The sequence below is a fragment of the Halovenus rubra genome (assembly GCF_026586665.1).
GTDB lineage: Archaea > Halobacteriota > Halobacteria > Halobacteriales > Haloarculaceae > Halovenus > Halovenus rubra.
The window spans coordinates 1-14,841 of record NZ_JAODIY010000018.1; the positions used below are offsets into that span (position 1 = coordinate 1).

Annotated in this window: 15 protein-coding genes; 5 read left to right on the forward strand and 10 right to left on the reverse strand. The window is 55.5% G+C overall.

Features of this window, described 5'->3' with window-relative positions; genetic code table 11:
* Positions 1-165 precede the first annotated feature (165 nt).
* Positions 166-435, forward strand: a complete 270-nt coding sequence (locus N5098_RS14580; RefSeq protein ID WP_267638623.1) for a DUF5827 family protein — start codon at positions 166-168, stop codon at positions 433-435.
* Between the two features lie 7 nt (positions 436-442).
* Here N5098_RS14580 and N5098_RS14585 read toward each other — a convergent pair whose 3' ends face one another.
* From N5098_RS14585 to N5098_RS14605, 5 genes are all read right to left on the reverse strand, one after another.
* A complete protein-coding gene (locus N5098_RS14585) occupies positions 443-1,024 on the reverse strand; it encodes an MBL fold metallo-hydrolase (protein ID WP_267638624.1) in 582 nt (193 codons plus the stop codon).
* A 54-nt stretch (positions 1,025-1,078) separates the two neighbouring features.
* On the reverse strand, positions 1,079-1,651 hold the full coding sequence (locus N5098_RS14590; protein WP_267638625.1) for a hypothetical protein: 573 nt from the start codon (positions 1,649-1,651) through the stop codon (positions 1,079-1,081).
* Positions 1,648-2,907, reverse strand: a complete 1,260-nt coding sequence (locus N5098_RS14595) for an iron transporter (protein ID WP_267638626.1) — start codon at positions 2,905-2,907, stop codon at positions 1,648-1,650. The genes N5098_RS14590 and N5098_RS14595 overlap by 4 nt, the downstream gene beginning before the upstream one ends.
* A 5-nt stretch (positions 2,908-2,912) precedes the next feature.
* Positions 2,913-4,157, reverse strand: a complete 1,245-nt coding sequence (locus N5098_RS14600; RefSeq protein ID WP_267638627.1) for a DUF7405 family protein — start codon at positions 4,155-4,157, stop codon at positions 2,913-2,915.
* Between the two features lie 82 nt (positions 4,158-4,239).
* Positions 4,240-5,049 carry a sulfite exporter TauE/SafE family protein gene (locus N5098_RS14605; protein WP_267638628.1) on the reverse strand — a complete coding sequence of 270 codons (810 nt, stop codon included), beginning with the start codon at positions 5,047-5,049 and terminating at the stop codon, positions 4,240-4,242.
* Positions 5,050-5,173: 124 nt separating this feature from the next.
* On the opposite strand from N5098_RS14605, the gene N5098_RS14610 reads away from it, so the two are divergent.
* Both N5098_RS14610 and N5098_RS14615 read left to right on the forward strand, forming a co-directional pair.
* Entirely contained in the window at positions 5,174-6,205 is a 1,032-nt protein-coding gene (locus N5098_RS14610; protein ID WP_267638629.1) for an amidohydrolase family protein, read from the forward strand.
* Positions 6,206-6,250: 45 nt separating this feature from the next.
* Positions 6,251-6,697 carry a universal stress protein gene (locus tag N5098_RS14615; protein WP_267638630.1) on the forward strand — a complete coding sequence of 149 codons (447 nt, stop codon included), beginning with the start codon at positions 6,251-6,253 and terminating at the stop codon, positions 6,695-6,697.
* 33 nt (positions 6,698-6,730) lie between these two features.
* Here the strand turns inward: N5098_RS14615 and N5098_RS14620 are convergent, their stop codons facing one another.
* The 4 genes from N5098_RS14620 to N5098_RS14635 form a co-directional block, all read right to left on the reverse strand.
* Positions 6,731-7,657, reverse strand: a complete 927-nt coding sequence (locus N5098_RS14620) for a biotin--[acetyl-CoA-carboxylase] ligase (RefSeq protein WP_267638631.1) — start codon at positions 7,655-7,657, stop codon at positions 6,731-6,733.
* A gap of 97 nt (positions 7,658-7,754) precedes the next feature.
* On the reverse strand, positions 7,755-9,593 hold the full coding sequence (locus tag N5098_RS14625; protein ID WP_267638632.1) for an acetyl-CoA carboxylase biotin carboxylase subunit: 1,839 nt from the start codon (positions 9,591-9,593) through the stop codon (positions 7,755-7,757).
* Between the two features lie 16 nt (positions 9,594-9,609).
* Entirely contained in the window at positions 9,610-9,903 is a 294-nt protein-coding gene (locus tag N5098_RS14630; RefSeq protein ID WP_267638633.1) for a DUF8022 family protein, read from the reverse strand.
* Position 9,904: 1 nt separating this feature from the next.
* Positions 9,905-11,455, reverse strand: coding sequence for an acyl-CoA carboxylase subunit beta (locus N5098_RS14635; protein WP_267638634.1), 1,551 nt, complete (start codon positions 11,453-11,455; stop codon positions 9,905-9,907).
* Positions 11,456-11,826: 371 nt separating this feature from the next.
* Here N5098_RS14635 and N5098_RS14640 point away from each other — a divergent pair, with 371 nt between their 5' ends.
* Positions 11,827-13,254: a methyl-accepting chemotaxis protein gene (locus tag N5098_RS14640; protein ID WP_267638635.1), complete on the forward strand. Its 1,428-nt coding sequence runs from the start codon at positions 11,827-11,829 to the stop codon at positions 13,252-13,254.
* Positions 13,247-14,011: a bacteriorhodopsin gene (locus N5098_RS14645; RefSeq protein WP_267638636.1), complete on the forward strand. Its 765-nt coding sequence runs from the start codon at positions 13,247-13,249 to the stop codon at positions 14,009-14,011. Before N5098_RS14640 ends, N5098_RS14645 begins: the two co-directional genes overlap by 8 nt.
* Here the strand turns inward: N5098_RS14645 and N5098_RS14650 are convergent.
* Positions 14,008-14,820 carry a 2-amino-3,7-dideoxy-D-threo-hept-6-ulosonate synthase gene (locus tag N5098_RS14650; RefSeq protein ID WP_267638637.1) on the reverse strand — a complete coding sequence of 271 codons (813 nt, stop codon included), beginning with the start codon at positions 14,818-14,820 and terminating at the stop codon, positions 14,008-14,010. The two genes, N5098_RS14645 and N5098_RS14650, sit on opposite strands and share 4 nt — an antisense overlap.
* Positions 14,821-14,841: the final 21 nt, after the last annotated feature.

The window sequence follows — 14,841 nt, forward strand, 5'->3', positions numbered from 1 at the left end:
TTTCGTTGCGCTCTGCCTCCGGGTTGTCATTGCAATCACCAACTATGAGCGAGGAAACGAACCGGGCTGTGAGAAGCTATGAGATGGATTCTATGACAGGCTCCACTGCAGTAATCGTTGTTTGGGACCGGTGTGTTTACACTATGGCTTCCCCAACGAGGTGGTATGCCAATTCAACGAGACGAGATAGGCGACCTTCGCCCGCTTGAGTTCCGTGAGCCAGAGGAAGTTTTAGATGCAGACAAACTGTACACCATCTACGAGATTTCCCGTCTGTTACAGGGACTAGAGGTCGATGCGGAACTCGATGTCGAAACAGAAAACGTCCTGCTTGATTGGACAATTCCGTGGATGATGAAACACACTGACGCGTTTGTTTTCGCGGAACCACAGGAAGAGTCAGAGCCAGGATACTACGGTCTGACTGCTGAGTAGGGCCGTTTTAGGCACTCATTTTTGCTGCCTGTAGTGCGAGTTCAATATCGTGATATGGGTTTGCAGTGACGCTCTGTCCGTGCCCCACGTGGAGCGCTTCGAGCGTCTCATCGACCGTATCGGCAACGCGATTAATGCTCTCGATGAGTTGTCGTCTGTTCCCTTCATCTAAGTCAGTCCGACCGAAGCCACCGTTGGCAAACACGAGGTCGCCTGCAAACAGCACATCTCCCGAGTGACCGTAGAGACAAACGTGGTCATTCTTGTGGCCCGGTGTATGGAGGATATCGTATGTCTCGTTACCAAGCGTGACGGTTCCGCCATCTTCGAGTTCGTGGTCTACGCCGGGCTGAGAGGTATCGTATCCCCAAACATCAATATCAAAGGCATTGACTACGCTGTCGAGATTTCCGATGTGGTCAGGATGTGTGTGCGTTAGAACGATTGCATCAACATCGTCGACGTAGTCGGTAGCTTCGTCCACGATGTCGAACTCGTTGCCAACATCGACAAGTACGGTCCGTTCACCGGTCACGAGAAACGTATTGCTCGTGAACCCAGTCTGTCGGGCTGCGAGGTTCTGAATCATACCCGTAATAACATGTGGCCCCGTTTGGATATGTCGGTTACTGCCTGTCTTCTCTCAGGATTCGTTTGTCGTGTTGCCGACCGTAACAGTGAGTACGGGGGTCGTCCAGACAACCGTGTCGCCCGATAACAACTCAAAGAGCAGTTTCCCTTCCCCGGCTGACAGTCCATGGAAGTTGAGGAGTTTCCCCGTAACTTTCACTTCGAGCAAGTCAGCAGGGGTATCTTCAGTCCGCACGGCTCGGATGTGAAACTGCTCATCAGACCCGAGCGGGAGAACTTCGCTTTCGGCGTTGTAGACGCGAGCATTGACAGGACGGTACTCTTCGAGAGGTATCTCGAATGGGACAAAATGCCAGTGACTGAACTCAGTATGCCAGTGTACCTCGGAAACGCGCTCTTTGGAGTTCGTATCGTACAACCGAATCGGGAACGAGGAACGGAGTATTTCGCCGTCGATGCGGCGCTCCTCGTCAACGTCGTCGTAGCTCTCGGTCTCGTTTTGCTCATCGTCGCTGCTGTCGTCTCCGAGACAGCCAGCAAGGGCGAGGGAGCCGGCAGTTGTCAATCCTGTAAGATACTCTCGCCTGTTCGATTCCGTTGGGCCGCCATCGAACAGAGCAGTCACTCTGATACCTCCACAGTCATCGATTCCATCTCAAGGAAGGCAGTCTCGTACCCAACGTGGCGTGCCACCTGGGGCGGTGAGTCGACGGTCAACTCCACAGTATCACCCGGCGCGAGACTTCCAGCCAGACCGTAGTGATGACCGAGGTTGCTGTCGAGAGTCTGGACCAACTCTCCCTCAACTGCGCCTGTAACTGAGAGTGCCATGTCAGCAAGCGGAACGCGGTTGTACGGTGTCCGTGCCGAGACGAACAGATAGCCGTCCTCAACGGGTGCTGTGTCGGTCAGATACCGAACCACGAAGGAGGCGTCTCCGCTTGTCGGTTCACCAACTGCCTGTCCGGGATAGGAGTTGGCAGCCGGGAGTGACGAGTAAGGCATCATTCCACCACCCATCTCCATTCCGCTGTCGTCATCCATCTTCGAACCATCGCCGCCGTCGTTCATATCCGAGCCGCCCTCGTATGTTCCCTGTGTACTTTCGTCACCACCCATACTCATGCCACCCATTGGCTCCAATGCTTCTTGTTTGCCCCACTGTTTTTTGTCGAAGTATGTGATATTATTGACAAGCTGTTCCTGTAGCTCTTCGTCGAACTCAAACTCGAACGTGGCCGTCTGCGTTGTTTCAAATGTGTTTGCAAACTCACCGGTGCGCCTGACTGTTATCGGGTTCAACTGGACCTCGACGGTGTACGTTCCCGGTCCAGCAAGCGAGATGTTGTCGCCAAAATGGAAGCCCATCGTCTGAGAAATCATCGGCCAGGGCGACCGTGTGTCGACAATCTCGCCGTCGCGGCGAACCTGTGTCTGTGCTCCGACATCAACTGGTAATACCGTTCCTGTTTGTCTGTCCCAGACCGAGAACATCAGGTGTACTCCCGGTCCCTGCGGACGGACCCGTTCGGCCTTGGAGCCGGTGACTAACCAGAACGAGTGAGGATAGCTGAGCATCGGACTCACCATGTACGGTCCGGCTTCGACCGCGCCGAGGTGGTTCATGTCCGCCATGTGAGCTGGCCGGTAGACTGCCTCTGGTGGGTCCGAGACTTCTGGGATTTGTGGGCTACTGTCAGTGTCTGCGACTGGCGGCGGTGTCGGTGTTGACTCGTCAGGTCCTGACTTGTTGTCTCCGTCGCCATCGGAGCCAAGACAGCCGGCTAACGCTGTGAGCAGCGTTGCTGACCCACCGGCAAGAATCTGTCTTCGTGGCAAGCGATTCCGCTCGTGTACTGTCGTGTCTTCATTCGATGTCATGAGTATTAATCAGCAGGCAGCGCCCGGTTGTCCCGTGGCGGGATAATAAAGTTCCCTCGTCGACGGACGAACACATACTGAAGAATGCCGTTATTGAGTCGCTTACCGACACCTTCTCCGGCGATATCTTCACCAGCCATCGCTTGACGAACACGGGCAAAATCCGCGATACGCCGCTGGTGTGCAAGGAAGTGGACTCCCGGTGTCCCATTGTCGGTCGTATTAAAGTCCCGACGGAGCAATGGTGGTGCCCCGTCTTCATCCCGCTCGCGTGCGGCTTTCTGTGCGTGACCGACGGTTCCGAGCTCGCGGGCATCCTGTTCGGTTCTCTCGGCGATTTCGCCGGCAACTCCCGTCTCCCGTTCGAGCTTTTTGCCTATCTCGCCGACGCGTTCGTCCATCGCGTGCTCGGGGCTGAACAGCTTTGCTACACGCTGGAAGTGGTTGTCCTGTTCGAACCACGTTTCGAGTTGCAGTGTGAGTGATTCGATATGTGTTGTCGTTCCTCCGGAATAGGGTCCCTCTTGTATTGTTACCCGACTCTCCGGAGCCTGACTTTCGGCGAACCCTGACCGAAAACCCATAAAAAAGGGTGCGTCCTCCGGAATCGAATCGGGCACTTCCGGCATGTCGGTGTGTTCGGCGGGTAGTCCCGGCCCAATAAATCCAGTCCGACGTGGCTCACCACGCTCAAACACGCCTTCGAACGTCGCATCCATCTTAGCACCGTTAGGCGACACCTCGCCAAAGAGCGCTTCTTCGGCTTCAAGTACAACCTCGGGGTTATCACTCGCCAGGTGTACTATCGCATCGAAGTCGTCGAACTCTGGTGATTCGAGCGTCGTCATCGTTTCCGGCTCTGGCACAGGTGAGTCACTGCCAACCCGCTCGAAGTACGACGACGTATAGCCAACGGTAAACAGCAAGCCAGCGGGGTCATAGGCATACGCAGATTCCAGAGAACGGAGAGCCATCTCGACTTGCTCTCGTGTCTCCTGTGTGATAGTAGCGCTCAGTTCCAGTGCGAGCAGAACGTGGTGTTCGGGCGACTGGGGATTCCCATCGTCGTCAGCTCTGAGCACGCCATTCCAGGCATGTTGACGTGGTGGGCGTTCTGTCGGATCGCCCGCCGGAACAGATGTATCCCCAGGCGCATCGACACAGGCAGCGAGGGCAGCAGTACCACCGGCAGCAACCAATGCTCGCAGATAATCCCGTCTCGATAACGTTGACGGATCCGGTAGTCCCATTGTTCTGTTGTTAGGGCTCCTCTTGTTTTCACGTTGTGGTACAGTCGTCGAATGAGAACGAATAGAGCGCGAGGTGTCGAAGCTAGTGACCCATCGGGGAGTCAAGTGGGCTCCAAAACGGCAGGCCAGGGTGGGGGATATGGTACCCAAGGCTCATCAAGCCATGAGCAAACAGAATATACCCGAGAACGATGAAGGCGAGACCAAGAACCCGGTGAAGGCGACGACGATGAGCGGCGTCAACACTGTCGATGAGGGTTCCATAGATAAAGACAGCCGGAATTGTCCCAACGCCAAGTGAGGCGAGTGCAACACCGCCTGCCAGTGCTGAGCCACTCGCAAAGGCATAGAGGTATGCTGGATAGAGAATTGGACAAGGCAACAGTCCGTGCAGCGCACCGAGGCCCATGATACCGGGCCCGCCAGCGAGTCGTTCAACCCAGTTTGTCATCCATGCTGACACTCGACTTGTCCCGGGGAGGTGAAAGCCCATAGTCGTCCGGCCAGCGAGGTAGTACCCGCCCATCACGACGACAAGTGCACCGATGCCGACACCGACAACACCGCGAACGTTGTTTGCAACTGTCGTCACCTCATCCATGCTCAGATAAAGCAAGCCGCCAATAGCCCCCATCAGCGCGCCAATGAGTGTATAACTGATTGTCCGGCCGATGTTAAATAGAGCATGTTGACGCACCTCGAACAGTGTCAGGTGCGCTCCTCGCCCGCCTGCAGTTGCGGTTTGAGTGCCACCATCTGTGCGGGTTGCCCCCATGTTCTGTGCATAAATGGTCACGAGTGGCCCACACATCCCGATGCAGTGGGCACCGCCAAGCAACCCGATCCCTAAGAACAGGAGGACATCTACCCCAATCAGTGCTGAGAGTGCCATTAACATTCAGTAGACCGCCACTACATTAAGAATCATTGGTGCAGTCGTCTCATGAACTCAAACACACCGTTTCGTGATATCTCAATCCTGAGATACAAGTAGTATCCCTCCGTCAAACCTACCCATGTTACTCGAAGGGACCATCCTCGCTGGCCGTCTGTTCGACCCAGTACAGGGTCGGGTTGTCGTTGAGGATGGCCACATTCAGGACATCGAAGAAGGGGAGGCCCGGAGCTCTAATATCATTCTCCCAGCCTTCGTAAACGCGCACACCCATCTTGGAGATTCTATCGCCAAAGGTGCCGGAGAGGGACTCTCACTCGAAGAACTCGTCGCCCCTCCGAACGGGCTCAAACATCAACTGCTCAGTCAAGCAACAAACGAGAGAAAACGCACTGCGATGTCGAACTCACTGGCGTTGATGGAGCGAACCGGAACAGCCGCATTTATCGAGTTCCGCGAGGGTGGCGTTCCGGGGGTAGAGCTCATCAACGATGTCCTCGATAGAGTTCCCCTGAAAGGGCGTATTTTGGGCCGGGGAACTGTCGAAGCGATAGAGGCAAGCGACGGATTCGGTGCAAGCGCTGCGAGTGACGGTGAGTTTACGAGTGAGCGAACAGCGACTGGTGACGCGGACAAACTGTTCGGTATTCACGCCGGAGAGGTCGATAGTAGCGATATCAATCCAGCACTCGATCTGGAGCCAAATTTTCTCGTCCACATGGTCCACCCAGACCCTCTCCATTTGGAACGCATCGAAGACAGCGAGACTCCGGTTGTTGTCTGTCCGCGCTCGAATGCATCAACAGGCGTCGGGCTTCCCCCAGTTAGCTCTCTGCTTGACCGGACGACAGTTGCCCTTGGGACAGATAACGTCATGCTCAATAGCCCCTCGATGTTCCGAGAGATGGCGTTTACAGAGAGAGTTACCGATGTCTCCAGCCGTGAGGTCCTCTCAATGGCGACGCATTACGGGGCAGATATTGCAGGCTTTAACTGTGGCTGCATCGAAGAGGGGCGAGATGCGGCCTTGCTCATCCTTGACGGGGAGTCTCCGAACCTCGCGGGCGTGACCGACCCCGTCCGAGCAGTTGTCCGACGAGCCAGCGTGGACGATGTTTCCGAGGTTATCTATCCGTGGAACTCCAGTTCCTAACAATCTGCAACTGGAATTAAATACCTGCTCGTTGTATGTTATCATATGTACAACAGCATACTCCTCCCAACCGACGGCTCAGAAGAGATGGATTCGGTTATCAGCCAGGCAATCGAAATCGCTGAGATACACGATGCGACGATACAGGCCGTCTACGTGAAAGATACCGCCTCGTTAAGCGGTTTACCAACAGAATCGACGTGGGAAGGCCTTGGAAAGGCTCTCGAAGCTGAGGGACAGGCATCACTCGATGCGGTGGCGACGCGAGCTGACACAATTCCTGTCGAGACAACAGTTCTCGACGGCGATCCACCCATTGAAATCGTCGACTACGCAGAGAACAACAGCTGTGATATCATTATCATGGGAACACACGGGCGCTCCGGTGCCGAGCGATTGTTGCTTGGGAGTGTCGCCGAGCGAGTCGTTCGAACCGTTTCGATTCCCGTGATGACTATCCCAATAGAAGATGCCACCCGTGCTAAACAGTAGGCCCACCACAGTCACCGGGTAATGGACTCGTCACTACTGGGGGCGGAGATGTTCACAGTCGCCGACAGTCACACGTTCGGTGCCGTTGTCGGTCTCGACAATGAGTGCGCCGGGGAACGCTACGTCAACTGCTTTGCCGGTAACTGTTCCGTTCGGCGTCTCGACTCTGACGTGCCGGCCGAGTGTTCCTGATAGAGACCGCCATGCTGGCAGAATGTTGTCAGTCTCTGCAAGCAGGTCACTCAATGTTTCGAGTACTGTTTTGACGACATGTCTGCGGTCAACTGCTCCACACTCAACCTGCAGGCTGGTTGCGTCTGCATCCTCCGGTAGCTGGCTTTTGTCGACATTCGCGTTGAGTCCGATACCGACAACGAGCCAGGAAATTCTGTCAGCTTCCCCTTCCATTTCGGTGAGAATCCCTGTGAGTTTCTTTCCATCGACCAGTATATCATTTGGCCACTTGATTGTCGGCTCGACACCGGTGGTTTCGACAGCTCGTGCGGTCGCAACCGCAGCGGCCATTGTCACAATTGGCGCGTGTGTCGGCGGGATTGTCGGCCGTAGCAGTACGGAAAGCCAGATACCACCGCTCGGAGACGACCAGTCACGGTTGAGTCGACCTCGTCCACCGGTTTGCTTGTCTGCGACGACAACAACGTTCTCGTTGCCATCAGTGGCGATTTCCCGAGCACGATGGTTCGTGCTTCCGATTTCGTCGTGATATTCGACAGCAAAAGGAGCCTCCAGGCCGAACTCGATTGCCTCCCCACCGTATTCGGGGACCTCCACAAGCTCGTAGCCGGTGCCGGAACTCGATATCTCAAAGCCCGCCTCTCGGAGTGCTTCAATGTGCTTCCAGACGGCGGCACGCGTCACATCCAGTTGCTGGGCAAGCTCCGGGCCAGTCACTGGCTCCGCAGATAGCGCTTCGAGAATTTGCGCTCGCGTCTCCTGCATACTCATGCCGTCGGTGCGGTCCGTAATGGTGGTTTGGGTCTTAGACGATGAGGCCGTACTTGCTGTCGGAGACGTTGGCACCGGCAACGACGAACCCTCAGTCGATGACGAACAAGAGGTCGCCCATGTCGACGCTCTCGTCTCCCGAGACATGCACCTCTTCGACGCTCCCGCCGTACTCTGCGACAACGTCATTTTCCATTTTCATCGCCTCTAGTACACACAGCACGTCACCCTGTGACACATCGTCGCCTTCGTCAACGTTGACTTCAAGAATGGTTCCCTGCATCTCCGCAGTGACTGTCTCGCCCTCACCAGCAACCTCGGTTTCATTGTCGTCATCACCCGGGCCAGCGCGGCCAGGACGTTCTGACGACGCCTCAGCTTCTTGGACCTGAACTGCGGGCGCGCCGTGCTCTTCGAGTTCGACACCAAAGCGCTGTCCGTCCACCTCAACGGTAAACTCACGGGTTGTTACGTCTTCGCTGTCGCTGCCGGCGGTCTCGGTTCCCCACTGTTCTTGTGCGTCAGTGATGCGCGAGCGGTCGATGTGCTCGTCGAGATATTTCGTTGTGTGTTTCCCGGCGACAAACTGCTCGTCATCAAGCATCAGCCGGTGGAACGGAATTATTGTGACAATTCCCTCGATGTCGAACTCGCCCAGCGCGCGTTTGCTCCGGGTAATCGCCTCTGTCCGGTCCGAGCCGGCGACGACCAGTTTGGCAATCATCGAGTCGTAGTCGGTAACCAACTCATCACCCTGCCGCAACGCGTCGTCAAGACGAACGCCAATACCACCTGGCGGGTCGTACGTATTCAATGAACCACCGGTTGCCGGCGCAAACTCGTCTGCTGCATTCTCTGCGTTGATGCGGAACTCAAAGGCATGCCCCGCAATCTCGACGTCGTCTTGCTCGAAAGAGAGTGGTGTACCCTCGGCAATACGAATTTGCCACTTGACAATGTCGATGTCCGTAATCTCCTCTGTGACCGTATGCTCGACCTGAATACGGGTATTCACTTCGAGGAAATAGAAGTCTGTCTCCGGGCCGAGCAACTCATCAGGGTCTCGCCCAGGGTCTTCCTCGACGAGAAACTCGACGGTTCCAGCGTTTGTATAGTCTGCTTCCTTGACGCCACGGCGGGCTGCTTCCCCAATTTTCTCGCGCAACTCCTCTGAGATTGCTGGAGAGGGTCCTTCCTCGATAACTTTCTGGTGGCGTCGCTGAAGCGAGCAGTCACGCTCACCGAGATGACGCACATCACCCTGCTCGTCGCCAAGAATCTGTACTTCGATGTGGCGAGGCGTTTCGAGGAACCGCTCCAGATAGACTGAGGCGTTGTCGAAATACGCCTCACCCTCGCGTTTTGCGCTTTCAAGCTTGTCGGCGGCCTCATCGGCACTTCGCACGACTTTCATGCCGCGGCCACCGCCACCACCTTCGGCCTTGATAGCAACTGGGTACCCATACTCATCACCAAACTCGATGACTTCGTCCGCCGAGTCGACAGGGTTCGTCGTTCCCGGAACAATTGGCACGTCTGCATCCTGCATAATCGTTCGGGCGTTCGTCTTTTCGCCGAGGCGCTCCATCGCATCGCTCGATGGGCCAATCCATGTAATTTCGTCTGTTTTCTCGACTTTGTCCGCGAACTCAGCGTTTTCAGCGAGGAACCCATAGCCGGGGTGAATTGCATCTGCACCGGATCGCTTTGCGGTGTCGATAATTTCCTCGTGGTCCAGATATGAGTCGGCGGCCCGAGCGGGGCCGACGTTGTAGGCTTCGTCGGCGTACCGAACATGGCCGCCATGTTTGTCAACGTCGCTGTAGACCCCAACGGTCTCGATGCCGAGGTCACGGCAGGCCCGCATGACCCGCACAGCGATTTCGCCACGGTTCGCAATCAGTATTTTCTCGAATCCATTGTCCTTCATGTGTATCACCTTGTGTTTACCTATTGAACCGATCCCGTCTGCCTGCTGCTGTCCACCCGTCAGTTGGTGCGGTCCGTGGGACTCTATTCCCACTGCCGTTCAACCCTTCCAGTCGGCCCGCAAATGAGAACCGATTTCCGTCCCATGTCTCTTCGTCGCTTCCGGAGTCTGCCGCCAAGGCAGCCGCTGCTCGCTGGTCCCGGATATGTGCCCCGACTGCCGCGACGATAGCGGCAACCTGCTCCGGGGAGGCGTTTTCGGGCACAGTCAGTGCGCCCGAGTCGGTCGAGAGCGTTATCGTCTCGTCCATGTTAGAGTGGGATGTTGCCATGCTTCCGTTCGGGCTGTGATTTCCGTTTCGAACGCAGCATTTCGAGGTCGCTGATTAGCTGTGGCCGGGTTTCTGGAGGTTCCAATACGTCGTCGACGAACCCGCGGTCAGCCGCAATATACGGGTTGGCGAACTGGTCGCGGTACTCGTCGATAAGCTCTTGTCTGCGCTTTTCAGGGTCCTCGGCGGCTTCTAGCTCGTCGTCGTAAAGCACGTTGACCGCACCTTTCGGTCCCATGACGGCAATTTCAGCGGTTGGCCACGCGTAGTTAACATCCGCACCGATATGTTTCGAAGCCATCACATCGTACGCCCCACCGTATGCCTTCCGAGTGATGACTGTCATTAGCGGAACTGTTGCCTCGGAGAACGCGTAGAGTAGCTTTGCCCCCTCCATAATGATACCATTGTGCTCTTGATCCGTGCCCGGCATGAATCCGGGTACGTCGACGAACGTGAGGATTGGAATATTAAAGGAGTCACAGAATCGGACGAATCGTGCGCCTTTCTTCGAGGAGTCGATATCCAGTGTTCCCGCGTTGACCCGAGGCTGATTGGCAACGACACCGATGGCATGACCGTCTAAACGGGCAAACCCGGTGACAAGGTTACGTGCAAATGCTTCGCCCACCTCGAAAAACGAGCCTTCATCAGTAACGCTGTCGACAACATCGATAATATCGTAAGGTTTCTGTGGCGCGTTAGGAACGATTGATGTGAGTTCCTCGTCTTTACGTTCAGGGTCGTCCCATGGGTCGACTCGGGGTGGGTCCTCGACATTGTTCTGGGGCAGATACGAGAGGAGGTGCCGAAGGTCGTCGAGTGCTGCTTCCTCGTCGCCTGTGGTGATGTCAGCAACGCCAGACTCAGAGGCATGGGTGTTTGCCCCCCCAAGCTCGTCGAAGCCGACCTGTTCGCCGGTGACTGTCTCGATGACATCCGGGCCGGTGATGAACATGTGACTGGTGTCTTCAACCATCATGATGAAATCAGTGATAGCCGGTGAGTAGACCGCCCCGCCTGCACACGGCCCCATGATTGCGGAAATCTGTGGAACAACACCACTTGCTTGCTGGTTACGGTGGAAAATCTCTGCATAGCCCGCAAGCGAATCGATACCTTCCTGAATGCGTGCCCCAGCGGAGTCGTTTAGACCGATGATTGGTGCCCCTGTCTCCATCGCCTTGTCCATCACTTTTGTCACTTTCTCTGCGAACACCTCGCCCAGTGACCCACCGAAAATTGTGAAGTCATGCGCGAAGACGAAGACAGTTCGACCGTCGACGTCACCGTAACCCGTCACGACACCGTCACCGAGGAACTCTTTGTCCTCCATATCAGCGGCATGTGACCGGTGCGTTCGGAACTGGTCGAACTCAGTAAACGTTCCATCATCGAGGAAATACTCGATTCGCTCACGAGCAGTCATTTTCCCGCGGTCGTGTTGTTTCTCGATGCGTTCTTGCCCACCGCCTTTTGCAGCCTCCTCGCGAAGCTCGCGTAGCTCCTCGATTCGGTCATCTATTGTCATGAGTAATGCCTCCAAGCCGTCATTGGACAGTTCACCGTCCAGCGTCGTAAAAAGGATTCTGCAATCGACTCGATAGCCCGCCTTACGGATTTATGATTTGGAATTTTTCTGCGTATCATACCCGATATTTTGCACATAACATTTTAGTAATAGTCCTCGGTTGTGTGAGATGTTATCGTAAAACGTGTCATATGGTAAACGCAATTAACCGAATCCGAAGGCGATACAGCTATAAAATAAGTGGTATTTTAGCTGGTATATTTCTCCTGACACTGTTTTTTGCAGTATTATTCGGATTACACGTTAGTCGCAGCCCCCCAGAAGAAGCGGCACAACGAGGTATCGCAGCAATAACTGGACTTGTTGTCCTCATGTTGTTGAACCTCGGTCTTGCTGGCATCATTTTGGGCGGGAATGTGGCGCTTTCGTTACGTCGACTCAGCAACCGGGCCGAGCGCATCGGGGCTGGGGAGTTTGATATCGAAATATCGACGAGGCGAACTGACGAAATTGCAGACCTGTACGATTCGCTTCGGGTAATGCGCAACTCGCTGGATACGATGGTGACAGACCTTGATGAGACGCGCAAGCGGATACAAGAAGAGCGCGAGCGCTCGGAGAACGCCAAAGAGAACGCTGAGCGACTTACCGAACAAGTACAGGAACAAAACGACGAACTGCTTAAAGTCGCTGACCAACTCTCGTCGGCGATGGCGGCTTCTGCCAACGGTGATCTTGAGCAGCGAACAACTGTGTCAACCGAGGACAAGGCGATGCAAGAGATTTCAGACTCGTTCAACGAAATGGTTGACAGACTCAGTATAGCAGTAGCCAGAGCCAAAACCTCCGCTGAACGTATCGACGAGACGTCTACGACACTTGATACGTCGAGTCAGGAAATCCGCCGTGGTAGCAACGATGTAGCGGAGGCGATTCAAGAAATCGCACACGGTGCAGACGAGCAGACAACAGAACTCAACGATGCGGCCAGCCAGATTAGCCAGCTCTCAGCCTCAACCGAAGAAGTAGCGTCAACGACTGCCGAAATTGCGTCTCAATCGGCTGCTGTCAGCCGCATAACTGCTGAGGGACAGGAGATTTCAGCGACGACTGCCGACCAGATTGAACAATCCGTTGAGCGAACTGCAGAGGTAGTCGAGACAGTCGATACCCTCGTCGCGGAGGCTGAGCAAATCGAGTCGGTTATTGCCACTATTGACGATATCGCGGACCAAATCAACATACTCGCGTTAAACGCGAACATCGAAGCCGCACGCGCCGATGTGGGGGCCGGTGGAGAAGGGTTTGAGGTCGTCGCGAACGAAGTCAAGGAACTCGCCGAAGAGGCGATGACCGGCGTCGAAGATATTGAGACGACGCTCCAGCACGTCCGTAAGCGGGCCAAAGAAACGGCAGCTGGCGTCGAAGAGGTTGATGAAACGATACGTACTGCGGCTTCGGATGTTTCGGAGCTACAGCAACGATTGAATCAAATCTCCAACGATATTGATGCTGTTGACACGAGCATCCAACAGATAACCGAGGCTGCCGACGAGCAGGCAGGGACGGCACAGGAACTCTCGTCGATCGTCGACAATGTCTCCGAGATTTCCGAGCAGACATCCAACCACACGGAGGATGTCTCCGCAACGGCTCAGGAAGTAACCGCGTCGACAGAAACTGTTGCACAGTTAGCGAGAGAACTCGACGGTGAGGCACAGGAACTGGCCGAAATAATGGGCACATTCCACGTCTCACAGGAAACGAACCCTGAGATGGAGGTAAGTACAGATGACTGAACAGCTTCTCATCGGACAATCGCGTCTGTACCTGTTTACCGCAGGAATGTTCCTGCTTGGCGCGGTCTTATTCGCGCTGCTTGCGCTCCGTCAGCCATCCGGCCCCCGCCGCTTTCTCCTTATTTCGACGATACCGCCGGCAGCAATGGCGATTACGTACATACTCATGGCACAGGATGTCGCAACTGTCGAGGTAACAGCTGCCGGGCGCCAACAGTCCGTTATGCGGTTCGTGGGGTACACTGTTGTTCTTTCTGCCCTCGGGCTTGTCTTTAACCGGCTTGTCTCTCCCTCTAGACGGCTGTTTGCCGTTCTGTTTGCTGTGTTTGTCTTCACCCCATGGGCAGCACTGGCATCGTGGCTTGTGTCAGGGGCTGCTGAATCGCTGATGAACGGACTCGTTTTCGTCGGATACCTGACTGGGTGCTATCTTCTCTTTGGGCCAACAGAGAGGAGTGCCAAAACAGTCTCTGACGGCCGACGATTGCTGTTTGCCAAGCTACGGAACCTCTTTGTCATCTGCTGGGCTGCGCTGATTATCCAGTCTGTCGTTTCCGAGCAGTCGCTCGGGCTGACCAACTTTTTCGTAGGCCAGATAACTGTCGGATACACCGATGCCGTCCTCGCATTTGGTATCTTTGGCCTGGTCTATGCAGGAAAGAATGCACTCACCGATGATTCTTCTACTGAGAGTCGACAGAACAAGCAGACAGACAACTCGATTAAAGAACCAACCGAGCTGCGTACGCAGGACTAGGGTTCGACAGTCAAACCGGTTTTGTCGGCCGCTTCGTGTGGTGATTTCCGTTCGTGAACGACTCCAGATATTGCCTCAGTGATGGCACCGGGTGCGCGGTGCTGGAATATAGACCGTCCCATTGAGACTCCTGCAGCTCCAGCATCCATCGCGCCGGCAACCATCTCTAGGGTCTCTTCGTCGGTTCCTTTGCTTCCGCCGGCGATGACGACAGGCAATCGGGTCGCCTCAACAACGCGTTCAAACGTTTCAGGACTCCCGGTGTAGCCGGTTTTGACCACATCAGCACCGAGTTCCTCGGCGAGCCTGACCGCATGGGCTACGTCTTCGGCGTATCCATCGGGGTCATCCTCTGGGTCCCGAACATCCGGCCCACGGGCGTAACTCATCGCAAGCACTGGCATGCCATACTCCGCAGCCTCTGTCGTTAGCTCGTTGAGGTCGGTAATCTGCTTGGGTTCGTACTCACTGCCGACATTGAGATGCATCGAGACAGCGTCAGCCCCAGCACGGACTGCGTCTTTGGCGGTGCCAGTGAGACGCTTATCTCGTTCGTCGGGACCGATTGTTGTCGACCCGTTGAGGTGTGCGATATATCCCTTCCCGTTCTTATTTCCGTGAACGCGCGGTGCGATGCCCTTTTGGGTGAGAACCGCATCGGCACCACCTTCGGTGACGGCAGCAATTGTTGACTCGATATCTGCAAGCCCGCCGACTGCCCCGAGCGTGAGACCATGGTCCATCGGGACAATGAGGTATCGTTCGTCTGTACTGATTCGTGTTAGTCGTGCCTGTACGCCTGTGTTCATCGTGTTCGCTGACCTCCTGTG

Coding starts and splice junctions, on each gene's coding strand:
- N5098_RS14580 (WP_267638623.1), top strand. CDS start 166: ATGCCAATTCAACGAGACGAGATAGGCGACCTTCGCCCGCTTGAGTTC.
- N5098_RS14585 (WP_267638624.1), bottom strand. CDS start 1,024: ATGATTCAGAACCTCGCAGCCCGACAGACTGGGTTCACGAGCAATACG.
- N5098_RS14595 (WP_267638626.1), bottom strand. CDS start 2,907: ATGACATCGAATGAAGACACGACAGTACACGAGCGGAATCGCTTGCCA.
- N5098_RS14600 (WP_267638627.1), bottom strand. CDS start 4,157: ATGGGACTACCGGATCCGTCAACGTTATCGAGACGGGATTATCTGCGA.
- N5098_RS14605 (WP_267638628.1), bottom strand. CDS start 5,049: ATGGCACTCTCAGCACTGATTGGGGTAGATGTCCTCCTGTTCTTAGGG.
- N5098_RS14610 (WP_267638629.1), top strand. CDS start 5,174: ATGTTACTCGAAGGGACCATCCTCGCTGGCCGTCTGTTCGACCCAGTA.
- N5098_RS14615 (WP_267638630.1), top strand. CDS start 6,251: ATGTACAACAGCATACTCCTCCCAACCGACGGCTCAGAAGAGATGGAT.
- N5098_RS14620 (WP_267638631.1), bottom strand. CDS start 7,657: ATGCAGGAGACGCGAGCGCAAATTCTCGAAGCGCTATCTGCGGAGCCA.
- N5098_RS14625 (WP_267638632.1), bottom strand. CDS start 9,593: ATGAAGGACAATGGATTCGAGAAAATACTGATTGCGAACCGTGGCGAA.
- N5098_RS14630 (WP_267638633.1), bottom strand. CDS start 9,903: ATGGACGAGACGATAACGCTCTCGACCGACTCGGGCGCACTGACTGTG.
- N5098_RS14635 (WP_267638634.1), bottom strand. CDS start 11,455: ATGACAATAGATGACCGAATCGAGGAGCTACGCGAGCTTCGCGAGGAG.
- N5098_RS14640 (WP_267638635.1), top strand. CDS start 11,827: ATGTTGTTGAACCTCGGTCTTGCTGGCATCATTTTGGGCGGGAATGTG.
- N5098_RS14645 (WP_267638636.1), top strand. CDS start 13,247: ATGACTGAACAGCTTCTCATCGGACAATCGCGTCTGTACCTGTTTACC.
- N5098_RS14650 (WP_267638637.1), bottom strand. CDS start 14,820: ATGAACACAGGCGTACAGGCACGACTAACACGAATCAGTACAGACGAA.